Origin of the sequence: Streptomyces sp. NRRL S-340 (assembly GCF_000720185.1) — a bacterium.
In the GTDB taxonomy this organism is placed as follows: Bacteria; Actinomycetota; Actinomycetes; order Streptomycetales; family Streptomycetaceae; genus Streptomyces.
This window is the reverse complement of the sequence record NZ_JOIY01000019.1, coordinates 94,560-115,543: the sequence shown is the minus strand read 5'-3', so window position 1 is coordinate 115,543 and position 20,984 is coordinate 94,560. Positions and strand designations below refer to the sequence as shown.

Annotated in this window: 15 protein-coding genes and 1 pseudogene; 12 read left to right on the top strand and 4 right to left on the bottom strand. The window is 73.5% G+C overall.

What is annotated here, in order from left to right; translation table 11 throughout:
• Window positions 1-26 precede the first annotated feature (26 nt).
• The 7 genes from IG64_RS16990 to IG64_RS16960 all read left to right on the top strand — a co-directional run bounded on the left by IG64_RS16990 (window position 27) and on the right by IG64_RS16960 (window position 8,416).
• Window positions 27-707: a response regulator gene (locus tag IG64_RS16990; RefSeq protein WP_037856867.1), complete on the top strand. Its 681-nt coding sequence runs from the start codon at window positions 27-29 to the stop codon at window positions 705-707.
• Window positions 708-888: 181 nt separating this feature from the next.
• Window positions 889-3,693, top strand: a complete 2,805-nt coding sequence (locus IG64_RS16985; RefSeq protein ID WP_037856866.1) for a DNA translocase FtsK — start codon at window positions 889-891, stop codon at window positions 3,691-3,693.
• A 399-nt stretch (window positions 3,694-4,092) separates the two neighbouring features.
• Window positions 4,093-4,938, top strand: coding sequence for a helix-turn-helix domain-containing protein (locus IG64_RS16980; protein ID WP_037856865.1), 846 nt, complete (start codon window positions 4,093-4,095; stop codon window positions 4,936-4,938).
• A gap of 137 nt (window positions 4,939-5,075) precedes the next feature.
• Entirely contained in the window at window positions 5,076-6,548 is a 1,473-nt protein-coding gene (gene rimO, locus IG64_RS16975; RefSeq protein ID WP_078884052.1) for a 30S ribosomal protein S12 methylthiotransferase RimO, read from the top strand.
• Window positions 6,545-7,387: a CDP-diacylglycerol--glycerol-3-phosphate 3-phosphatidyltransferase gene (pgsA, locus tag IG64_RS16970; RefSeq protein ID WP_037856862.1), complete on the top strand. Its 843-nt coding sequence runs from the start codon at window positions 6,545-6,547 to the stop codon at window positions 7,385-7,387. Before rimO ends, pgsA begins: the two co-directional genes overlap by 4 nt.
• Window positions 7,384-7,929 (top strand): CinA family protein, encoded by a 546-nt coding sequence (locus tag IG64_RS16965; RefSeq protein WP_037856861.1) that lies wholly within the window; start codon window positions 7,384-7,386, stop codon window positions 7,927-7,929. Before pgsA ends, IG64_RS16965 begins: the two co-directional genes overlap by 4 nt.
• Window positions 7,930-8,038: 109 nt before the next feature.
• Window positions 8,039-8,416, top strand: coding sequence for a helix-turn-helix domain-containing protein (locus tag IG64_RS16960; RefSeq protein WP_037856860.1), 378 nt, complete (start codon window positions 8,039-8,041; stop codon window positions 8,414-8,416).
• 1,096 nt (window positions 8,417-9,512) lie between these two features.
• Here the strand turns inward: IG64_RS16960 and IG64_RS16950 are convergent.
• Together IG64_RS16950 and IG64_RS16945 are read right to left on the bottom strand one after the other, a co-directional pair.
• Complete coding sequence (locus IG64_RS16950) at window positions 9,513-10,379, bottom strand: Fpg/Nei family DNA glycosylase (protein WP_037856857.1); 867 nt, start codon at window positions 10,377-10,379, stop codon at window positions 9,513-9,515.
• A 224-nt stretch (window positions 10,380-10,603) separates the two neighbouring features.
• Window positions 10,604-15,580: an ATP-dependent helicase gene (locus IG64_RS16945; RefSeq protein WP_037856855.1), complete on the bottom strand. Its 4,977-nt coding sequence runs from the start codon at window positions 15,578-15,580 to the stop codon at window positions 10,604-10,606.
• Window positions 15,581-15,689: 109 nt separating this feature from the next.
• Between IG64_RS16945 and IG64_RS16940 the strand changes: the two genes are divergently transcribed.
• From IG64_RS16940 to IG64_RS16930, 3 genes are read left to right on the top strand one after another with little or no spacing between them, the layout of a single operon-like run.
• Complete coding sequence (locus IG64_RS16940) at window positions 15,690-16,685, top strand: AraC family transcriptional regulator (RefSeq protein ID WP_037856853.1); 996 nt, start codon at window positions 15,690-15,692, stop codon at window positions 16,683-16,685.
• A complete protein-coding gene (locus IG64_RS16935) occupies window positions 16,583-17,386 on the top strand; it encodes an AzlC family ABC transporter permease (protein WP_051812989.1) in 804 nt (267 codons plus the stop codon). Before IG64_RS16940 ends, IG64_RS16935 begins: the two co-directional genes overlap by 103 nt.
• Window positions 17,383-17,691 carry an AzlD domain-containing protein gene (locus IG64_RS16930; protein ID WP_037856852.1) on the top strand — a complete coding sequence of 103 codons (309 nt, stop codon included), beginning with the start codon at window positions 17,383-17,385 and terminating at the stop codon, window positions 17,689-17,691. The genes IG64_RS16935 and IG64_RS16930 overlap by 4 nt, the downstream gene beginning before the upstream one ends.
• 18 nt (window positions 17,692-17,709) lie before the next feature.
• Here the strand turns inward: IG64_RS16930 and IG64_RS16925 are convergent, their stop codons facing one another.
• Window positions 17,710-18,654 (bottom strand): hypothetical protein, encoded by a 945-nt coding sequence (locus tag IG64_RS16925; RefSeq protein ID WP_037856850.1) that lies wholly within the window; start codon window positions 18,652-18,654, stop codon window positions 17,710-17,712.
• 80 nt (window positions 18,655-18,734) lie between these two features.
• Here IG64_RS16925 and IG64_RS16920 point away from each other — a divergent pair, with 80 nt between their 5' ends.
• The gene (locus IG64_RS16920) at window positions 18,735-18,929 is read left to right on the top strand and encodes a DUF3046 domain-containing protein (RefSeq protein ID WP_037856847.1); all 195 of its coding nucleotides are present in this window, start codon (window positions 18,735-18,737) and stop codon (window positions 18,927-18,929) included.
• A gap of 60 nt (window positions 18,930-18,989) precedes the next feature.
• Window positions 18,990-20,333 (top strand): AI-2E family transporter, encoded by a 1,344-nt coding sequence (locus IG64_RS16915; protein WP_107474276.1) that lies wholly within the window; start codon window positions 18,990-18,992, stop codon window positions 20,331-20,333.
• Between the two features lie 12 nt (window positions 20,334-20,345).
• Here the strand turns inward: IG64_RS16915 and IG64_RS42225 are convergent.
• Window positions 20,346-20,791, bottom strand: a pseudogene (locus IG64_RS42225) (hypothetical protein); the annotation flags it as partial.
• Window positions 20,792-20,984 lie beyond the last annotated feature (193 nt).

The following is a 20,984-nucleotide window of genomic DNA, read 5'->3' as shown; positions in this document are numbered from 1 at the left end:
CCAAGCCGGGGCGAGGAGGGCGGGCCATGGTGCAGAAGGCCAAGATCCTCCTGGTCGATGACCGGCCGGAGAATCTGCTGGCGCTGGAGGCCATCCTCTCTGCGCTCGATCAGACGCTGGTGCGGGCATCGTCCGGGGAGGAAGCGCTCAAAGCACTGCTCACGGACGACTTCGCGGTCATTCTGCTGGACGTCCAGATGCCGGGCATGGACGGATTCGAGACGGCCGCGCACATCAAGCGGCGGGAGAGGACCCGGGACATCCCGATCATCTTCCTCACCGCGATCAACCACGGTCCCCACCACACCTTCCGCGGCTACGCGGCGGGCGCGGTGGACTACATCTCCAAGCCGTTCGACCCGTGGGTGCTGCGCGCCAAGGTCTCGGTCTTCGTGGACCTGTACATGAAGAACTGCCAGCTGAAGGAGCAGGCGGCCCTGCTCCGGCTCCAGCTGGAGGGCGGCGGCAAGGGCGGCGTCGGTGACGGCAAGGAGGCGGCCGGACTGCTCGCAGAGCTGTCCGCGCGCCTCGCGGCGGTGGAGGAGCAGGCGGAAGCCCTCTCCAAGCAGCTCGACGACGACTCCGCGGACGCCGCGGCGGTGGCCACGGCGGCCCACCTCGAGCGCAAGCTGACGGGGCTGCGCCGGGCGCTGGACGCGCTGGAGCCGGGCACGGGCAGCCCCTCCTCGCTCCCGTCGCAGAACTGACGCACGCCTCGGGCACGTTGGGGCGGCCGGGCGAGGTTCCGCCGCCCTCCGACCGGGCAACTCCTGCCGTCCCGCAAGCCGGGTGAGGCCTGGTCAACTGCCGACCGCATAGGCGCGACACGAACGGGTGAAGCACTGGGCACACGTGTCCGGCGTCGCCCGCGACGGTAATCTCGCACCTATGGCCTCACGTCCCTCCGCAGCCAACAAGCCGCCCGCGAAGAAGGCGGCTGCTTCCGCGAAGGCTCCGGCGAAGAAGGCCGCCGCGAAAAAAGCCCCGGCCAGGAAGGCCGCCGCCAAGAAGGCTCCCGCCCGGAAGGCGCCGGCCAAGAAGGCCGCGGCGAGCAGGCCCGCGCCCCGGCCCGCGCCGAGCCCCACCGGGGGCGTGTTCCGTCTCGTGCGCGCCCTCTGGCTCGGCCTCGCGCACGCCGTCGGCGCCGTCTTCCGCGGCATAGGGCAGGGCGCCAGGAACCTCGACCCCGCGCACCGCAAGGACGGCATCGCCCTGCTGCTGCTCGCCGTCGCCCTGATCGTCGCCGCGGGCACCTGGGCCGACCTGCGCGGCCCCGTCGGTGACCTGGTCGAGATCCTGGTCACCGGCGCGTTCGGCCGGCTCGACCTGCTGGTGCCGATCCTGGTCGGGATCATCGCCGTGCGCTTCATCCGGCACCCCGAACAGCCCGAGGCCAACGGCCGTATCGTCATCGGCCTGTCCGCGCTCGTCCTGGGCGTGCTCGGCCAGGTGCACATCGCCTGCGGCTCGCCCGCCCGCAGCGACGGCATGCAGGCGATAAGGGACGCCGGCGGCCTCATCGGCTGGGGGGCGGCGACCCCGCTGACGTACTCCATGGGCGAGGTGCTCGCCGTACCGCTGCTGGTGCTGCTGACCGTGTTCGGTCTGCTGGTCGTCACCGCCACCCCCGTCAACGCCATCCCGCAGCGGCTGCGGCTGCTCGGCGTGAAGCTGGGCCTGCTGCCCGACCCGGAGGACGAAGAGGACACCGAGTACCCGGAGTACCCCGAGGACGACGCGCGCTACGACGAGCAGTGGCGCCAAGCGCTGCCCGCGCGCCCCCGCAGACGTCAGAACGCCCCCCAGGAGCACGACCCCGACCGGGCGGAGCAGGAGGCGCTGGCCAAGCGGCGCGGCCGCCCCCGGCGCTCCGCCGTACCGCAGCCCGACATGGAACGGCAGCTGGACGCCGTGGACGTGGCGGCCGCCGCTGCCGCCGCGCTCGACGGTGCCGTGCTGCACGGCATGCCGCCCTCGCCCGTCGTCGCCGACCTCACCCAGGGCGTCAGCGTGGGCGACCGCGCCGAGACCCCCACCCCCACCCCGGTGCCCGCCGCGCGCCCCGAGCAGGACGCTCCGGTCGCGCGCCCCAGGACCGAGGCACCGGCACGCCCGGAGCCCGAGGAGCCGCCCGCCGGGGTTCCCGACCTCACCAAGGCCCCGCCCGCCGAGACCCGGGACCTGCCGCCGCGCGCCGAACAGCTCCAGCTCTCCGGCGACATCACCTACTCCCTGCCCGTGCTGGACCTCCTGGAGCGGGGCGGCCCCGGCAAGGCGCGCAGCGCCGCCAACGACGCCATCGTGGACGCGCTGACCAACGTCTTCACCGAGTTCAAGGTCGACGCCCGGGTCACCGGCTTCACCCGCGGCCCGACGGTCACCCGCTACGAGGTGGAACTCGGCCCGGCCGTGAAGGTCGAGCGGATCACCGCCCTGACGAAGAACATCGCGTACGCCGTCGCCAGCCCGGACGTGCGGATCATCAGCCCGATCCCCGGCAAGTCCGCGGTCGGCATCGAGATCCCCAACACCGACCGCGAGATGGTCAACCTCGGTGACGTGCTGCGCCTGGCGGACGCGGCCGAGGACGACCACCCGATGCTGGTCGCGCTCGGCAAGGACGTCGAGGGCGGCTACGTGATGGCCAACATCGCGAAGATGCCGCACATCCTGGTCGCCGGCGCGACCGGCTCCGGCAAGTCGTCCTGCATCAACTGCCTGATCACCTCGATCATGATGCGGGCGACACCGGAGGACGTCCGCATGGTCCTGGTCGACCCCAAGCGCGTCGAACTGACCGCGTACGAGGGCATCCCGCACCTGATCACGCCGATCATCACCAACCCCAAGCGGGCCGCCGAGGCGCTGCAGTGGGTCGTCCGCGAGATGGATCTGCGCTACGACGACCTGGCCGCGTACGGCTTCCGGCACATCGACGACTTCAACGCGGCCGTGCGCAGCGGCAAGGTGAAGTCGCCCGAGGGCAGCGAGCGCGAGCTGCAGCCGTACCCGTACCTGCTGGTGATCGTGGACGAGCTGGCCGACCTGATGATGGTGGCGCCGCGCGACGTCGAGGACGCGATCGTGCGCATCACCCAGCTCGCCCGCGCGGCCGGCATCCACCTGGTGCTCGCCACCCAGCGGCCCTCGGTCGACGTCGTCACCGGCCTGATCAAGGCCAACGTGCCCTCCCGGCTCGCCTTCGCCACCTCCTCGCTCGCCGACAGCCGCGTCATCCTCGACCAGCCCGGCGCCGAGAAGCTGATCGGCAAGGGCGACGGGCTCTTCCTGCCGATGGGGGCGAGCAAGCCGACCCGGCTGCAGGGCGCCTTCGTCACCGAGGCCGAGGTCGCGGCCGTCGTGCAGCACTGCAAGGACCAGATGACGCCGGTCTTCCGGGACGACGTCGTCGTCGGCACCAAGCAGAAGAAGGAGATCGACGAGGACATCGGTGACGACCTCGACCTGCTGTGCCAGGCCGCCGAACTGGTCGTCTCCACGCAGTTCGGGTCCACGTCCATGCTCCAGCGCAAGCTGCGCGTCGGCTTCGCCAAGGCCGGCCGGCTCATGGACCTGATGGAGTCGCGGAACATCGTCGGCCCCAGCGAGGGCTCCAAGGCGCGGGACGTGCTGGTGAAGGCCGACGAACTGGACGGCGTGCTGGCCGTGATCCGGGGCGAGACCGAGGGATAGCCGGGCCGGCCCGCGGCAAGAGCACCCGATCGAGGGACGGACCGGCGGACCGGGGGGCGGATCCGCCGGCAGGCGGATTCGCAGCCGGTTCCAGGGGTAGGCGCGAAGGACGTCCGCCGGGGCCGACGGCCGCCCGGCGGACGCGGCGCCGCGGGCCGCACGGGTGGGCCGTGATCCACCCGTTAGCCGACGGCGGGCAACCCTTTCGCCTGGCCGTACGTCAAGTTGAGCGAGACACCCGGTGCGGGCGGCACCAGCGCTCCCGCACCCTGTCCCACCGTCGGATCGTCCGGCCATTCCGATGGCGTACAAAGTACCGCCGCCGGGTCGCTCCACCCTTTGGCACACCCCTAGACTGAACCTCCAGCACAGGCGGCTACACGCTCGAAAGGCGCCCCCGTGTCCATCGGCAACTCCCCTGAAGACGAGCGTCCGTTCGAAGACGTTTCCGAGGAAGCCCGCCCCTCCATCGGCCGAGTCCTGAAGGACGCCCGGCTCGCCGCCGGGCTGACCGTCGACGAGGTCAGCACGGCCACCCGCGTCCGTGTCGCCATCGTGCACGCCATCGAGTCCGACGACTTCGCCCCCTGCGGAGGGGACGTCTACGCGCGCGGCCACATCCGCACGCTGGCGCGCGAGGTGCACCTCGATCCCGCCCCGCTGCTCGCCCGGTACGACGCCGAACACGGGGGGCGTCCCGCGCCGACCCCCGCCGCCCCGCTCTTCGAGGCGGAACGTATCCGCCCGGAACGGCGCGGCCCCAACTGGACCGCCGCCATGGTCGCGGCGATCGTCGTCGTCATCGGTTTCGTCGGCTTCACCGCCTTCAAGGGCGGCGACAGCGGTGACAGCAGTGCCAAGGCCCAGGCCGCCGAGGGCTCCACGCCGAGCACCAGCACCCCGGCCTCACCCCGCCCGCAGCACACCAAGCCCGCCGCCCCGAAGCCCGCTCCTTCCGACAGTGCCATCGCCGCCGCGCCCCAGGACAAGGTGACCGTCCAGGTCAGCGCACCGAACGGGCGCAGCTGGATCTCCGCCAAGGACCACAACGGCCGCATGCTCTTCGACGGGCTGCTGAACAAGGGCGAGTCCAAGACCTTCCAGGACAGCACGAAGATCAACCTGATCCTCGGCGACGCCGGCGCGGTCCAGCTCTACGTCAACGGCAAGAAGATCGAGGACCAGTTCCAGCCGGGCGCCGTGGAACGCCTCACGTACACCAAGGGTGACCCCCAGATCGGGTGACCTGGGCCCGCAGGCCGGGCGGCGCAAGGGGACAGCCCGTGCGGCGGAGCCCGGGCAGGCAGGCGGTGAAGGGGTTGGCCAAGATCGGCCAACCCCTTCGACGTGGGGTGTCGGCCGGACAAAGTAGTCTTGAGCCCATGCCTGAACGCCGTACCGTCGCACTCGTCACTCTCGGCTGCGCCCGTAACGAGGTGGACTCGGAGGAGCTCGCAGGCCGTTTGGAGGCGGACGGCTGGCAGCTCGTCGAGGACGCCGCGGACGCCGACGTCGCCGTCGTCAACACCTGTGGCTTCGTGGAAGCCGCCAAGAAGGACTCCGTCGACGCCCTCCTGGAGGCCAACGACCTCAAGGACCACGGCAGAACGCAGGCCGTCGTCGCGGTCGGCTGCATGGCCGAGCGGTACGGCAAGGAACTCGCCGAAGCCCTCCCCGAGGCCGACGGCGTGCTCGGCTTCGACGACTACGCCGACATCTCCGACCGTCTGCAGACCATCCTCAGCGGCGGCATCCACGCCGCGCACACCCCGCGCGACCGCCGCAAGCTCCTGCCCATCAGCCCGGCCCAGCGCCAGGAGGCCGGCGCGGCCGTCGCCCTGCCCGGCCACGGCCCCGCCGACCTGCCCGAGGGCGTCGCCCCGGCGTCCGGACCCCGCGCGCCGCTGCGCCGCCGCCTCGACGGCGCCCCGGTCGCCTCCGTCAAGCTCGCCTCCGGCTGCGACCGGCGCTGCTCCTTCTGCGCCATCCCCTCCTTCCGCGGCTCCTTCATCTCCCGCCGCCCCAGCGACGTGCTGAACGAGACGCGGTGGCTGGCCGAGCAGGGCGTCAAGGAGATCATGCTGGTCTCCGAGAACAACACCTCCTACGGCAAGGACCTGGGCGACATCCGCCTGCTGGAGTCCCTGCTGCCCGAGCTGGCGGAGGTCGACGGCATCGAGCGGGTGCGGGTCAGCTACCTGCAGCCCGCCGAGATGCGCCCCGGCCTCATCGACGTCCTCACCTCCACCCCGAAGGTCGCCCCCTACTTCGACCTCTCCTTCCAGCACTCCGCGCCGGACGTGCTGCGCGCCATGCGCCGCTTCGGCGACACCGACCGCTTCCTGGAGCTGCTCGACACCATCCGCTCCAAGGCGCCGCAGGCCGGTGTCCGCTCCAACTTCATCGTCGGTTTCCCCGGCGAGTCGGAGGCCGACCTGGCCGAGCTGGAGCGGTTCCTGAACGGCGCGCGGCTCGACGCGATCGGTGTCTTCGGCTACTCCGACGAGGAGGGCACCGAAGCGGCGACGTACGAGAACAAGCTGGACGAGGAGGTCGTCGCCGAGCGGCTGGCACGTGTCTCCCGGCTTGCCGAGGAACTCGTCTCCCAGCGCGCCGAGGAGCGGGTGGGCGAGACGGTGCGGGTACTCGTCGAGTCCGTGGACGTCGAGGACGGCGTGTCCGGCCGGGCCGCGCACCAGGCACCGGAGACCGACGGCCAGGTGCTGCTCACCGACGGCGAGGGCCTGGTCCCCGGCCGTATGGTCGAGGCGAAGGTGGTCGGCACGACGGGCGTCGACCTGGTGGCCGAGCCGCTGACCGGGTCGCTCGGATGGAGTGAGGAGGCGGGCAGATGACCGGAGTCCCGGCATCCGCGGCGGGCGGCTCCTCCGGCGCGCGGTCGGCGGCCAAAGGAGCGGCCGCACGCCGCTCCGGTGCGGACGGGACCGCGAACGCCGCCAAAAGGCCCGGCGACTCCGATGGCGGCGACGGCCCCGGTGACGTGACGTCCGGTGCCACGGTTTCCGGTGGAGCCGGGGAAGCGGTCCTGGAGCAGGACGACGGGAGGCCCGCGCGCGGCGGCAAGATCACGGCGGCGGCCGTCAACCAGGCCAGCGTGTGGAACGTCGCCAATCTGCTGACCATGCTCCGGCTGCTGCTGGTGCCCGGCTTCGTCGCCCTGATGCTGGCGGACGGCGGGTACGACCCGGCGTGGCGCTCGTTCGCCTGGGCCGCCTTCGCCGTCGCCATGATCACCGACCTGTTCGACGGACACCTGGCGCGCACGTACGACCTCGTCACCGACTTCGGGAAGATCGCCGACCCCATCGCCGACAAGGCGATCATGGGAGCGGCGCTCATCTGTCTCTCCGCTCTCGACGACCTGCCCTGGTGGGTGACCGGGGTGATCCTCGGCCGGGAACTGGGGATCACCCTCCTGCGTTTCCTGGTCATCCGCTACGGGGTCATCCCGGCCAGCCGGGGCGGCAAGCTCAAGACGCTCACGCAGGGCGTGGCCGTGGGCATGTACGTCCTGGCGCTGACGGGCTGGCTCGCCACCCTCCGGTTCTGGGTGATGGCGGCGGCCGTGGTGCTGACGGTGGCGACCGGACTGGACTATGTGAAACAGGCCATTGTGCTGCGCAGGCAGGGAATCGCCGAGCGCCGGGCCGCGTTGAAGGAATCGGAAGCGTGAGTTCGAGGGCCGCCGAGGTCGTGGAACTACTGACGGTGAGGGGCGAGACGCTCGCCGTCGCGGAGTCGCTGACCGGCGGCCTGGTCGCCGCGGAGATCACCGCGGTGCCGGGGGCGTCCAGGGTCTTCCGCGGTTCGGTCACGGCCTACGCCACGGAGCTGAAGCACCGGCTGCTGGGCGTGGAAGCCACTCTGCTGGCCGAGCGCGGAGCGGTGGATCCGCAGGTCGCGGCCGAGATGGCGGCCGGAGTGCGCGAGGCCCTCGGCGCGGACTGGGGCATCGCGACCACGGGAGTCGCCGGCCCCGACCCCCAGGACGGACAGCCCGTCGGGACGGTCTTCGTGGCCGTGGACGGGCCGCACGGGCCGCACAACCAGGCGGCGCGTGGCGGGAAAACGGCTGCCCTGCGGTTGAACGGCGGCCGGGCGGACATTCGTATGGAGAGTGTACGGAGCGTACTCGCACTGCTCCTTGAGCAGATCGCGGGCGAACAGAGCGGAAATGAGCGGGCACAGGATACGGAACGGAACGGGGGGTTTTGATGTTTGCAGCCCTGAGTGAACACGACATCGCTCCCCGCACGGCCGCGTCGCGAGGCGGTACGGTGGGGCGTGAAGGATGCGGCTACGCGGTCCGAGGAGGGAGCCACCGATGATTCTGCTCCGTCGCCTGCTGGGTGACGTGCTGCGTCGGCAGCGCCAACGCCAGGGCCGTACTCTGCGCGAAGTCTCCTCGTCCGCCCGAGTCTCGCTCGGCTATCTCTCCGAGGTGGAGCGGGGGCAGAAGGAGGCTTCCTCCGAGCTGCTCTCCGCCATCTGCGACGCGCTGGACGTACGGATGTCCGAACTCATGCGAGAAGTGAGCGACGAACTCGCCCTTGCTGAGCTGGCCCAGTCTGCTGCGGCCACCGATCACGTGCCCGCGCCGGTTCGCCCGATGCTGGGTTCGGTGTCGGTGACCGGTGTGCCACCGGAACGGGTGACGATCAAGGCGCCCGCCGCCGAGGCGGTGGACGTGGTCGCCGCGTGACGGTCACGTGCGCGTGAGCTGACGCATACGTCGCGAGGCCCCGGCCGGGGCTTCTCCGGGAGACCGGAGGAGTACGGCCGGGGCCTTCGTGCTGGGTGAGGAACACAGGTGCCGCGCCGCGTGGTGCCCTGCTGTGCCAGGCCGTGGACCGGGACCGCCTTGAGCACCTGTCGCGTTGCCGTTGCGCGGCGGTCCGGTGATGGTGGAGGCCGGGCAGGGTCCCGGTCGACCGGCGGTGGAGCGGAAGCAGCGTTCCAGGGACCCCGGTGCACCCTCCCGTACGTGAGGGCGGTTCTGGTGGCGCGTCGGTTCGCCGGCGGGCGGCGTGGGGCTGGAGGTGAGTGCGTGGGTGCGGACGCGGGGCCGATAGTGCGCCGGGGCGCCGCCCTGGCGCTCGGCGCGGTGTGGTGGTGGTCTGTGCTGCGCTTGGTGCTGACGGGTGGTGGGGGACTGCTGGAGGCGGCGGTCGCGGCGGGCGGCTGGGGGCTGAGCGTGTTGCCGCTGCACTGCGTTCGGGCGCCGCGCCGCACCCCGGGTCTCGGCGCCTCCCACGACGGCGAGATCCCGGAAGACTCCGCCGGCCTCAACGGCCGCGCTGACCGCCCTGACGTGCGCGGTGGTCTCGACGGCCGCCCTGACGCGCGCGGTGACCTCGACGGCCTCGGTGGGCCTGACGGCGGCGACGGTGGCGACGGCCCTGGCGGTCGAGACGGCCTTGAGACCCGCGACTTCCTCGGGTCTCGACGGTCGCGACGGCAGGACAGCGAACCGGTGCCGAGCGGCCCCGGTCCCGCTCCCGGGCTGCCGCCCGCCTCCCCGGAGAGCGATGCCCCGGTTTCCGCCCCCGGCGTGGTCGGCGGGACGCTGCTCGGGGATCCCCAGGGGTGGCCCTACGGACACAGCGGGCGCGCGCCGTCCGCCGAGGGGGGAGGCTGGCCGTTCGGGACCCCGGAGAACTCGCTCCGGGACGAGGGGGACGAGCGGGACCGGTGGGACCAGCGGGACCTGTGGGGCGACACGAGGGACGGAGAGGGAGCGCGGGGAGCGGGAGAGGCGGAAGGGACCTGACGCGACGTCAGCGGTACGGGCGGCGATGTCAGCGGTACGGACGGGGATGCGAGTAACGGTCCCGCCACTTCTGCGGCGAACCCGGCGGCGGGGCCGGACCCGTCTGGCAGGCCGGGCACCAGTAGGTGGGGCGCTCCTGGGAGCCGTCGCCCTGGTCGGCGACGCGGACGGAGGTTCCGCAGCGCAGGCAGGGGCGGGGAGCACGGCCGTAGACGAACAGGTCCTGGCTCTGGCCGCGCTGACCGCGCAGGCCCGTGGTCCGGCGGACCAGGCGGTCGCGGTTGGCCTCCAGGAGACGCTGGGCCAGGGCAGGCAGCCGCGCCGCGCGGTCGGCGGGCAGGGCGCCGACGGGCAGCCACGGGGTCACGCCGAGCAGGAAGCACAGCTCGCTCTTGTAGACGTTGCCGATTCCGGCGAGGTTGCGCTGGTCGAGCAGGGCCTCGCCCAGTTCCCGGGAGGGGTCGGCGAGGAGGTTGGCCAGGGCCAGGTCCGGATCCCAGTCGGGGCCGAGGAGGTCCGGGCCGAGGTGGCCGACGGCCCGCTCCTCCTCGGTGCTGCGCAGCAGTTCCAGTACGGGGAGGCGGTAGCCGACGGCGGCGCGGTCGGCGGTGGTGAGGACGGCCCGGATCTGGTGTGCGGGGCCGCCCTTCCAGCGTTCGCCGCTGCCGTAGACCTTCCAGGCACCCTCCATCCGCAGGTGCGAGTGCAGGGTGAGGCCGCCCTCGAAGCGGGTGAGCAGGTGTTTGCCCCGTGAGACGGTGTCCAGCACGGTCCGTCCGGCCAGGTCGGTCGTGGCGTACTTCGGCACCCGGAAGTCGCTGCGGGTCAGCACCTTGCCCGCGAGCGCGTCGTGCAACCGCCTCGCGGCCTGCCAGACCGTGTCACCCTCGGGCATGCGTCAAGGGTGACACGGGGGTGAGCCTTCCGGCTGCGGCTGCGGCTGCGGCTGCGGCGGGCGGTGCGGCGTTCCGGCTGTGGGCGTACGCCCGGCCCCGTGGGATCTGCGGTCGTCCGGTCGCTGCCGGGAGCCACGGCCCGGCGGTGCGGCACCGCGGCGCCCGGCGTGGGTGCCGGGCGTCGGGTGCCGGCCGGTCGTGCGGTGCGGCCGTCCGGTTCCGGTCATGCGCGCAGACGCAGTCCGCGCGGGGTCGCGATGAAACCCGCTCCTTCCAGCAGGGTGCCCAGGGGAGAGGTCAGTGCGGAGACGCCGTTGATCCGCTCCACCGTGACGGTGCCCAGGGAACCCGCCCGGGCTGCCGCGGCCAGGCCTTCGGCGGCCTCCGCCAGACGGGGATCGCCGGTGGCCGCGGACGGCTCGGCGGCGGGACCGGCGGGCCAGGCCAGCAGGGTCTTGCCGCCGCGCTCCATGTAGAGCGTCAGCTCGCCGTCCACGAGGACCACCAGGGAACCGGCCTTGCGCCCCGGCTTGTGTCCGGCGCCGGTCGGCGGCTCGGGCCACGCCAGGGCGGCACCGTAGGCGTTCGCGGGATCGGCCGCCGCGAGCACGACCGCCCGGGAGCCGGCGGGGACGTCATGGCCACCGCCTCGCCGGCTGCCGGGGCCCGTGCCGTACGCGAAGGAGTGCCCGCCGCCTCTGGGCCCGCCGCTGCCCGGATCGGCGAGGTCCGAGGGCGAGAGATGGTCCCCGGGGGAGAGGCGACCGGTTGCCGGCCGGTCCGGCTCCGGGTTTCCGTCCGACCGGTCCAGGTCCGCGCCCGGACCCGCCGTGCCGAAGCCGTCGTAGGGAAAAGACCCGGCGTCGGGCACCGGGCCGTGCCCGGCCCGTCCGGCAGAGGGCGGGCCGAAGCCGTCCGGGCCACCGGTGTCGAACCCAGGACCGGGCAGGCCCCCGCGCCGCTCCAGGGCGTTCGCCACGGCACGGAGACGGTCGACGGCGCCGTCCATCGCGAACTGTGCGGCGCCCAGCCCTTCCACGACGTACCCACGGCGGGCCTGACCGCTGTCCTCGAAAGCGGAAAGGATCCGGTACACGGCGGAGAAACCGCCCTCGACGCCCTCCGCGGCCACCGCTCCCCGGGTGACCACACCGTGCCGGTCGAGCAGCGTGCGGGCCAGGGCGTGGCCGCGGACGGTCGGGTCGTCCTCGCGCACCGGCAGCAGGGACCAGCGGCCGGCGACGGTCGGCGGACCGCCGCGCGAGACGGGGCGGGCCGCGGCCGTCAGGGAGCCGTACCGTCCGCGCGGGACGGAGCGTTTGGCGCGGTGGGCCGTGGACCCGGCGGTGCGGCCCGAGCCGAGCAGGGCACGCATCGGGGCGAGGGTGTCGTTGGTGAGCCGTCCGGACCAGGCGAGGTCCCACAGCGCGTCGGCCAGTTCGGGGTCGGTGGCCTCGGGGTGGGTGGTCGCCCGGACCTGGTCGGCGATCTGGCGGAAGAACAGGCCGTAGCCGCCGGAGAGGGCGTCGAGGACGGACCTGTGCAGCGCGGTCGGCTCCAGCGGGTGCGGCGGCGGCAGGAGCAGCGGGGCCGCGTCCGCGAGGTAGAGCGCGACCCAGCCGTCCTTGCCGGGCAGCGCGCCCGCACCCGCCCACACCACCTCACCGGCCGCGGTGAGTTCGTCGAGCATGGACGGCGTGTAGCCGGCCACCCGGGAGGGCAGGACGAGCTTCTCCAGCGCGGACGCCGGTACGGACGCCCCCTGCACCTGCTCGACGGCCCGTACCAGTCCGTCGACGCCGCGCAGCCCGTGTCCCTTGCCGATGTGCTGCCACTGCGGCAGGAACTGCGCGAGCGCGGCCGGCGGGACCGGCTCCAGTTCGTGCCGCAGCGCGGCCAGCGAGCGGCGCCGCAGCCGGCGCAGTACGGAGGCGTCGCACCACTCCTGGCCGATGCCCGCCGGGTGGAACTCGCCCTGCACCACCCGGCCCCCGGCGGCCAGCCGCTGCAAGGCGCCCTCGGTGACCGCCGCGCCCAGGCCGAGACGGGCCGCCGCGGCCGCCGACGTGAACGGGCCGTGCGTGCGGGCGTAACGGGCGAGGAGGTCGCCCAGGGGATCCTTGACCGGTTCGGTGAACGCCTCCGGGACGCCGACCGGCAGGGCGGTGCCCAGGGCGTCGCGCAGGCGGCCGGCGTCCTCGACGGCGGCCCAGTGGTCGGCGCCCGCGATCCTGACCCGGATGGCGCGGCGCCGGCCGGCCAGTTCCTCGGCCCAGCCGGGCTCCGCACCGCGCTCGGCCAGCTCCGCATCGGTGAGCGGTCCGAGCAGTCGCAGGACGTCCGCGACCCCTTCGACGTCCTTGACCCGGCGGTCCTCGGTCAGCCACTGCAGCTCGCGCTCCAGCTCCGTCAGTACATCGGCGTCGAGCAGTTCCCGCAGCTCCGCCTGGCCCAGCAGTTCGGCCAGCAGCCGGGAGTCCAGGGAGAGCGCGGCGGCGCGGCGCTCGGCCAGCGGCGAGTCGCCCTCGTACAGGAACTGGGCGACGTAACCGAAGAGCAGCGAGCGGGCGAAGGGGGACGGCTCGGGGGTGGTCACCTCGACGAGGCGGACCTTGCGGGACTCGAGGTCTCCCATCAGCTCGACCAGGCCCGGGACGTCGAAGACGTCCTGCAGGCACTCGCGCACCGCTTCCAGGACGATCGGGAACGAGCCGAACTCGCTCGCCACCTGCAGCAGCTGGGCGGCCCGCTGGCGCTGCTGCCACAGCGGGGTGCGCTTGCCGGGGTTGCGGCGCGGCAGCAGCAGCGCGCGGGCGGCGCACTCGCGGAAGCGGGAGGCGAACAGCGCCGAGCCGCCGACCTGGTCGGTGACGATCCGGTCGACCTCGCCCTTGTCGAAGGCGACGTCCGCGGCACCGACCGGGGCCTGCTCGGCGTCGTACTCCGCACCGGTCTTCACGGGCTGCGCGTCGAGCAGGTCCAGTCCCATGAGGTCGGCGTCGGGCAGGCGCAGCACGATCCCGTCGTCCGCGTGCATGACCTGCGCGTCCATGCCGTACCGCTCGGACAGGCGGGCGCCCAGGGCCAGTGCCCAGGGTGCGTGCACCTGGGCACCGAAGGGCGAGTGGACGACGACCCGCCAGTCGCCCAGTTCGTCGCGGAAGCGCTCCACGACGATCGTCCGGTCGTCCGGCACATGACCGCAGGCCTCGCGCTGCTCGGCCAGGTAGGACAGCACGTTGTCCGCGGCCCATGCGTCCAGGCCCGCCGCGAGGAGCCGCAGCCGCGCGTCCTCGTCGGACAGGGCGCCGACCTCGCGCAGGAACGCCCCCACCGCGCGGCCCAGCTCCAGCGGGCGGCCCAGTTGGTCGCCCTTCCAGAAGGGCAGCCGGCCGGGCACCCCGGGGGCGGGGGAGACCAGGACCCGGTCGCGGGTGATGTCCTCGATGCGCCAGGAACTCGTGCCCAGGGTGAACACGTCGCCCACCCGGGACTCGTACACCATCTCCTCGTCCAGCTCGCCGACCCGGCCGCCGCCCTTCTTGGGGTCGGAACCGGCGAGGAAGACCCCGAACAGGCCGCGGTCGGGGATCGTGCCCCCGGAGGTGACGGCGAGGCGCTGGGCACCGGGACGGCCGGTGACCGTGCCCGCCACGCGGTCCCACACCACGCGCGGGCGCAGCTCCGCGAACGCGTCCGAGGGGTAGCGGCCGGCGAGCATGTCGAGCACGGCGGTGAAAGCAGACTCCGGCAGCGAGGCGAACGGCGCCGCCCGGCGCACCAGGGCGAGCAGGTCGTCGACCTGCCAGGTGTCCAGGGCCGTCATCGCGACGAGCTGCTGGGCGAGGACGTCCAGCGGATTGGCGGGCACTCTCAGGGATTCGATGGCACCGGAACGCATCCGCTCGGTGACGACCGCGGCCTGGACCAGGTCACCGCGGTACTTCGGGAAGACCACACCGGTGGAGACGGCGCCGACCTGGTGTCCCGCGCGGCCGACGCGCTGCAGGCCGGAGGCCACGGACGGCGGTGACTCGACCTGGACGACGAGGTCCACGGCACCCATGTCGATGCCCAGCTCCAGGCTGGAGGTGGCGACCACCGCCGGGAGACGGCCCGCCTTCAGGTCCTCCTCGACCAGGGCGCGCTGCTCCTTGGAGACCGATCCGTGGTGCGCGCGGGCGATGACCGCCGGCGCGCCGTGCGCCGCGCCGGAGCCGCCCATCAGCTCGGCCGGGGAGTGGTGCTCGTCCAGCGGCTGCCCGGTGGCCCGCTCGTAGGCGATCTCGTTGAGCCGGTTGCACAGGCGTTCGGCGAGTCGGCGGGAGTTGGCGAAGACGATCGTCGAGCGGTGCGCCTGGACCAGGTCGGTGATCCGCTCCTCCACGTGCGGCCAGATCGACGGCCGCTCCGCGCCCTCGTCACCGTCGGCGGCCCGGGAGGCGCCCAGCTCGCCGAGGTCCTCCACGGGGACGACGACCGAGAGGTCGAACTCCTTGCCGGAGGCGGGCTGGACGATCTCCACCTTGCGGCGGGGCGACAGATAACGGGCGATCTCGTCGACCGGGCGGACGGTCGCGGAGAGTCCGATGCGGCGGGCCGGTGCCGGCAGCAGCTCGTCCAGGCGCTCCAGGGACAGCGCGAGATGGGCGCCGCGCTTGGTGCCGGCCACCGCGTGCACCTCGTCCAGGATCACCGTCTCGACGCCGGTCAGCGCGTCGCGGGTGGCCGAGGTGAGCATCAGGAACAGGGACTCGGGGGTGGTGATCAGGATGTCCGGGGGACGGGTGGCCAGGGCGCGGCGCTCGGCGGCCGGGGTGTCGCCCGAGCGGATGCCGACCTTCACCTCCGGCTCGGGCAGCCCCAGGCGGACGGATTCCTGGCGGATGCCGGTGAGCGGGCTGCGCAGGTTGCGCTCCACGTCGACGGCGAGGGCCTTGAGCGGGGAGACGTACAGGACCCGGCAGCGCTTCTTCGGATCGGCGGGGGGCGGGGCGGAGGCGAGCTGGTCGAGGGCGGCGAGGAACGCGGCCAGCGTCTTGCCGGAACCGGTCGGGGCGACCACCAGGACGTCCGAGCCCGCGCCGATGGCCTGCCACGCGCCGGCCTGGGCCGCGGTGGGCGCGGAGAACGCCCCCGTGAACCAGCCGCGGGTCGCGGGGGAGAAGCCGTCGAGGGCTCGGTGTGCGTCGCTGACCATGCGTCCATCCTGCACCCGGCCACTGACAATGCGGGCTGACCTGGGCATTTGCCACGCCCTGAGAGGTGCGCGGGACGCATCGGAGCCGGCGGCGACGGAGAATCGACGTGTGGCGGAACGCAGCGAGGAACGGGCCCGGCACTGGCAGTACGAGGAACTGCCGGGTGTCGATCTGCTCCGTGCCCGCTACGTCCGCAAGGAGTTCGTACGGCACACCCACGAGCACTTCGTGATCGCCGCCATCGCCGAGGGCGTCGAGGTGTTCCACCACCGCGGGGCCGACCAGTACGCCGGGACGGGCGCCCTCGCGCTCGTCAATCCGGACACACCGCACACGGGCCGCGCGGGCGTGCCCGAGGGATGGCGCTACGGCGCGGTGTACCCGGCGCCCGGCTTGGTGGCCGAGATCGCCGCGGAGACCACCACGCTCCGCGGCACACCGAGTTTCGTGAACCCGGTGCTCGACGACCCCTACGCCGCCCACCTGGTGCACCAGGTGCTGCGCGCGGCGGACGAGGGGAACGCGCTCGCCGCCGACACGCTGCTGCGGGTCGCCGTGACCCGGCTGCTGCGTCTGAACGGCGGCACCCTGCCCCAGCGCCAGGTCCGCACGGCGGGGCACGGCATCGCGGCACGCGCGCGTGCCGTCCTGGAGGAGCGGATGACCCGGCCGCCGACGCTGGAAGCCCTGGCGGCGGAGCTGGGGGCGAGCCCCTTCGCCCTGCTGCGGGCCTTCCGGGACGCCTACGGGATGCCGCCGCACACCTGGCTGACCGACGCCCGGGTGCGCCGGGCGCTGCGGCTGCTTCAGGCGGGCACCGCGCCGGCCGACGTCGCCGCGGCCGTCGGCTTCACCGACCAGTCCCACCTCAGCCGGCACTTCTCCCGGATCGTCGGCGTCCCCCCGGGTGCCTACCAGCGCGAGCGCAAGAACGTACAAGACGCGCGGTCGCGCCTTCTCCTACCGTCCGGTGCGTGGCAGAAGAGACAGCTTGCGCAGACATGCGCGCCGGCCGCCGCGGGGCGGCCGGCGCGGACGGAGCCGGCGGGGGGAAACCGGACTCCGCCGTCGTCCGGGACGCCCTCGGGGTCGGGGTCGCCGTAGGACTGTCCGGGTTCGCCTTCGGGGTGACCTCGGCGGGCAGCGGGCTCACCCTGCTCCAGACCTGCGTGCTCAGCCTCCTGGTGTTCACCGGCGCCTCGCAGTTCGCCCTCGTCGGGGCGCTGGCGGCCGGGGGCAACCCGCTCACCGCCGCTGCGGGCGCCTTCTTCCTCGGGGTCCGCAACGCGTTCTACGGGCTGAGGCTCTCCCAGTTGCTGGCCCTCCCGCGCGCGGCACGGCCCCTCGCCGCCCACTGGGTCATCGACGAGACCACCGCGGTGGCCCTCGCGCAGCCCGGCCGGCGCAGCGCGCGGATCGGTTTCACCGTCACCGGGGTCACCCTCTACGTCCTGTGGAACCTCACCACGCTGCTCGGCGCCCTGGGAGCCGAGGCCGTCGGGGACACCCGCGCGTGGGGTCTGGACGCGGCCGGGCCCGCCGTGTTCCTGGCCCTGCTCGCGCCCATGCTGAAGACCGCGACGGAGCGCGCGGTGGCCGCCGTGGCGGTGCTCCTCGGGCTCGGTCCGCTGCCCGTCCTGCCGGCCGGCGTGCCGGTCCTGGTGGCAGCCCTGGCCGCACCCGCCGTGCTGTACCTCGAGGGCCGCCGCAGGGGCGGCGCACAGAGCGGCGTACGGCCACAGAACGATGCGCGGCCCCAGAACGACGTACGGCCCCGGAGCGATGTACGGGAGGAAGACCGGTGAACACCTGGACCGCGGTCGCCGTGACCGCACTCGGCTGCTACGCCGTCAAGCTCGCCGGGCTGCTCGTTCCGGCGGGAGCCCTGGAGCGGCCCCTGGTGCGGCGGCTCGCCGCGCTGCTCCCCGTCGCCCTGCTCGCCGCCCTCACCGCGCAGCAGACGTTCTCCGACGGACGCGTCCTCGTCCTGGACGCCAGGGCGGCGGGCCTGGCTGCCGCCGCCGTGGCACTGTTCCTGCGGGCGCCCTTCCTGGTCATCGTCGCCGCTGCCGTGGTGGTGACCGCCGGGGTGCGCGCCATGGGGGGCTGAGGAAGGCAGGGGACGCCCTCAGCCGAGGGCACGACCGTGGGCTCTCAGGGTGCGCAGGGCCTCGATCGTCGCCATGGACCGCGCCTCCAGGGCGGCACCGGGAGCCGACCGGCGCCGGGTGACCGGCCAGCCGCCGTCCTCCTGCTGCCGGGCGGCGAGGAGGTCGAGCGAACGGGCCATCTCCTCGTCGGTGAACCACGCGCGCGCGAGGGAGTCCGGTGTCCTCGCGAAGTCGTGCGGGAAGTGGTGCTCTCCCGGCGCGCGGCCCGCAGCGGCCGGCCGGTCCTGGGGGCAGCCCGCGTCCAGGACCGCGAGCCGCTGCTCACGCACCAGGGCACCGAGCCGGCCGGCGGCGGCCCGCGCGCGTGTGCGGTCGGGTACGGCGTCCAGGAAGGCGACGGCCGCCTGCACCTCGCAGGGGCGGGGGGTGCCGAGGGACTCGATCCGCTGCCAGCAGAAGTCGGTCGCCCGGAACAGCCAGGCGTGCCACACGTCGTTGCGGTGCAGCAGGCCGACCACCGGACCGGTGGCCGCCAGGTCGCCCGGCGGGTCGGCCGGCGCCGGCACGAAGGGGGCCGCCGGACGGTCGTACCCGCCGGGGCGGACCGCGGGGAGCGCGCCCTCCGGGGTGGACACGGAGGTCAGGTAGCGGCACACGCGCTCCACACGCCGGCCGCTGCACCGCCCGAGGGCGTCCAGGACGTGCAGGGCGTGCGCGGTGTGCGGCGGCCGGCTGGCCGGACCGCGCAGGTCCGGCTCCAGGGCGTGGCCGTAGCCGCCGTCGTCGTTGGCGTAGGCGTCGAGGGCGGTCTCCACGGGGTCCGCGTCGCCGTTCAGGAAGAGGTGTGCGAAGAGCCGCTGTTCCAGTACGCGCGCGGTGTGCCACACGAAGTGCTCCGCGCGGAGCAGCGGTGTCCCCGCCGGGGGCGGCGGGGAAGGGGTGAGGGCTCCTGTCTCGGCCATGGTTCAGACCGTAGGGTGCCCCACCGTCCGCGCAGGCCGTCCCGGCCGGGGGTCACTCCCAGGGGCGGGATACTGGGGGCATGCGGTTGACGGTCTTCTGGGAGCGGATGGCGGAGCACTTCGGTGCCGGGTACGCCGAAACCTTCGCGCGCGATCACGTCATGTCCGAACTGGGCGGGCGCACGGTGCACGAGGCGCTGGCGGCCGGCTGGGAGGCCAAGGACGTCTGGCGCGTGGTCTGCCACGTGATGAACGTCCCAGGGGAAAGACGCTGACCGGTCACAAAGGCGGCCGGGCCGTACGGGACTGTCGGTGGCGTGGGCGACACTGGCATGGTGGCACCCACTGACGAGTCCGGGCAGACGACCCCGCACACCACCCCGACCGGTACGACACCGCCTCCCCGGCCCCCCGCCGAGGGCGCTGCCCGGCCGACCGCGCGCATGCCGCGCTGGCTGCCCCGCGCCATGGTGCTCGCCCTCGCGCTCGTGGCCGCCTTCCAGTTCGGCAGCTGGGCCTTCCACCAGGTGACCGGCCTGCTGGTCAACATCCTCATCGCGTTCTTCCTGGCCCTGGCCATCGAACCCGCGGTGAGCCGCATGGCGGCCCGCGGCATGCGCCGGGGGTTCGCCACCTTCCTGGTCTTCCTGGGCCTGACGGTCGCCGTCGCGGGTTTCGTCACCCTGCTCGGGTCGATGCTCGCCGGGCAGATCATCAAGATGGTCGAGGGTTTCCCCGAGTACCTCGACTCCGTCATCCACTGGGTCAACGCGAAGTTCCACACCGAGCTGCGGCGGGTCGACATCCAGGAAGGGCTGCTCCACTCCGACTGGCTGCGCAAGTACGCGCAGAACGGCGCCGCCGGTGTGCTCGACGTGTCCACGCAGGTGCTCGGCGGCCTCTTCCAGATGCTCACGATCGGCCTGTTCTCGTTCTACTTCGCCGCCGACGGGCCGCGGCTGCGCCGTGCCCTGTGCTCGGTGCTGCCGCCCGCCCGCCAGGCCGAGGTGCTGCGCGCGTGGGAGATCGCCGTCGACAAGACGGGCGGCTACCTGTACTCGCGCAGTCTCATGGCGCTCGTCTCCGGGGTTGCGCACTACGTCCTGCTCCAGGCGCTGGGCGTCCCGTACGCGCCCGTGCTCGGCGTGTGGGTGGGCCTCGTGTCGCAGTTCATCCCGACCATCGGCACCTATCTCGCGGGCGCCCTGCCGATGCTGATCGCCTTCACGGTCAACCCGTGGTACGCGCTGTGGGTGCTGGTCTTCGTCGTGGTCTACCAGCAGTTCGAGAACTACATGCTGCAGCCCAAGCTGACCGCGAAGACCGTCGACATCCACCCGGCGGTCGCCTTCGGCTCGGTCATCGCGGGCACCGCACTGCTCGGTGCCGTCGGTGCGCTGATCGCCATCCCGGCGGTCGCCACCCTGCAGGCCTTCCTGGGGGCGTACGTGAAGCGGTACGCCGTCACCGACGACCCCCGCGTCCACGGTCACCGCACCCGGACCCCGGCACCGGCCCTGCGCACCCGCGTACGACGGCTGTGGGCGGCGGAGCCGGCCAGGACCCAGGAGCCGGGTGCCGCCCGGCAGGAGTCCGGTACCGCGGCGGCGGTGGCCGGGACCCGGGCGGCGGAGACCGGGGGCGCCGCGGTGGCCGAGGAAGGCGCCACCGGCGAGTGAACCGGCGGGACGTCACAGGCTGAGGCCCGCCCGGGCTGCGGCGCCGGCGACCGCCGCCGCACAGACGCCGGCCGCGGCGGCGACGGTCCGCCCACGGACCTGTGTGTCCGAAGCGGCGCGGGAGGGCAGCCAGGCCGGCGCGGGCAGTACCAGGCGGCGTGCAGACTCACGTCGTGCAGCGGCTTGAGCGGGGCCGCCGAGCGGTACGCCGCCTCCTGGTGACCGGTCCGGGTCGGCACCGCCCCGCGCGCGATCATCGCGGTACCCGAGGCGAGGGCGACGAGCAGGACCGCGACCCCGGAGCGCAGCGCGGGGGCCGTCCCCGCGGGCCCCTCGGGACGGCGCCGCAGGGACGCCGGGGCGAACGCGGTCAGGAGGACCACGAGGACCCCGCCGCCCACGGCGAGCGTCATCGACACCGCCGTGTCAGAGGGTGTCTCCATGGTCAGGTGTGACGGGCGCGGCGGGGGAGTGGGGACTGCCATGGCGGCAGCCTCACGGCGGCGCCGCCTCCCGGCGTCGTCCGGGTGGAGGCACCTGTTGTACCCCGTTGGGAGCAGGCGGGGACGGCGCTGGTTCAGGGGCCGGTCCCCGGGGCTGGGGTGGTGCGTGGTGCGCTTGACACGAAAATCGAACATCCATTCTTATGGA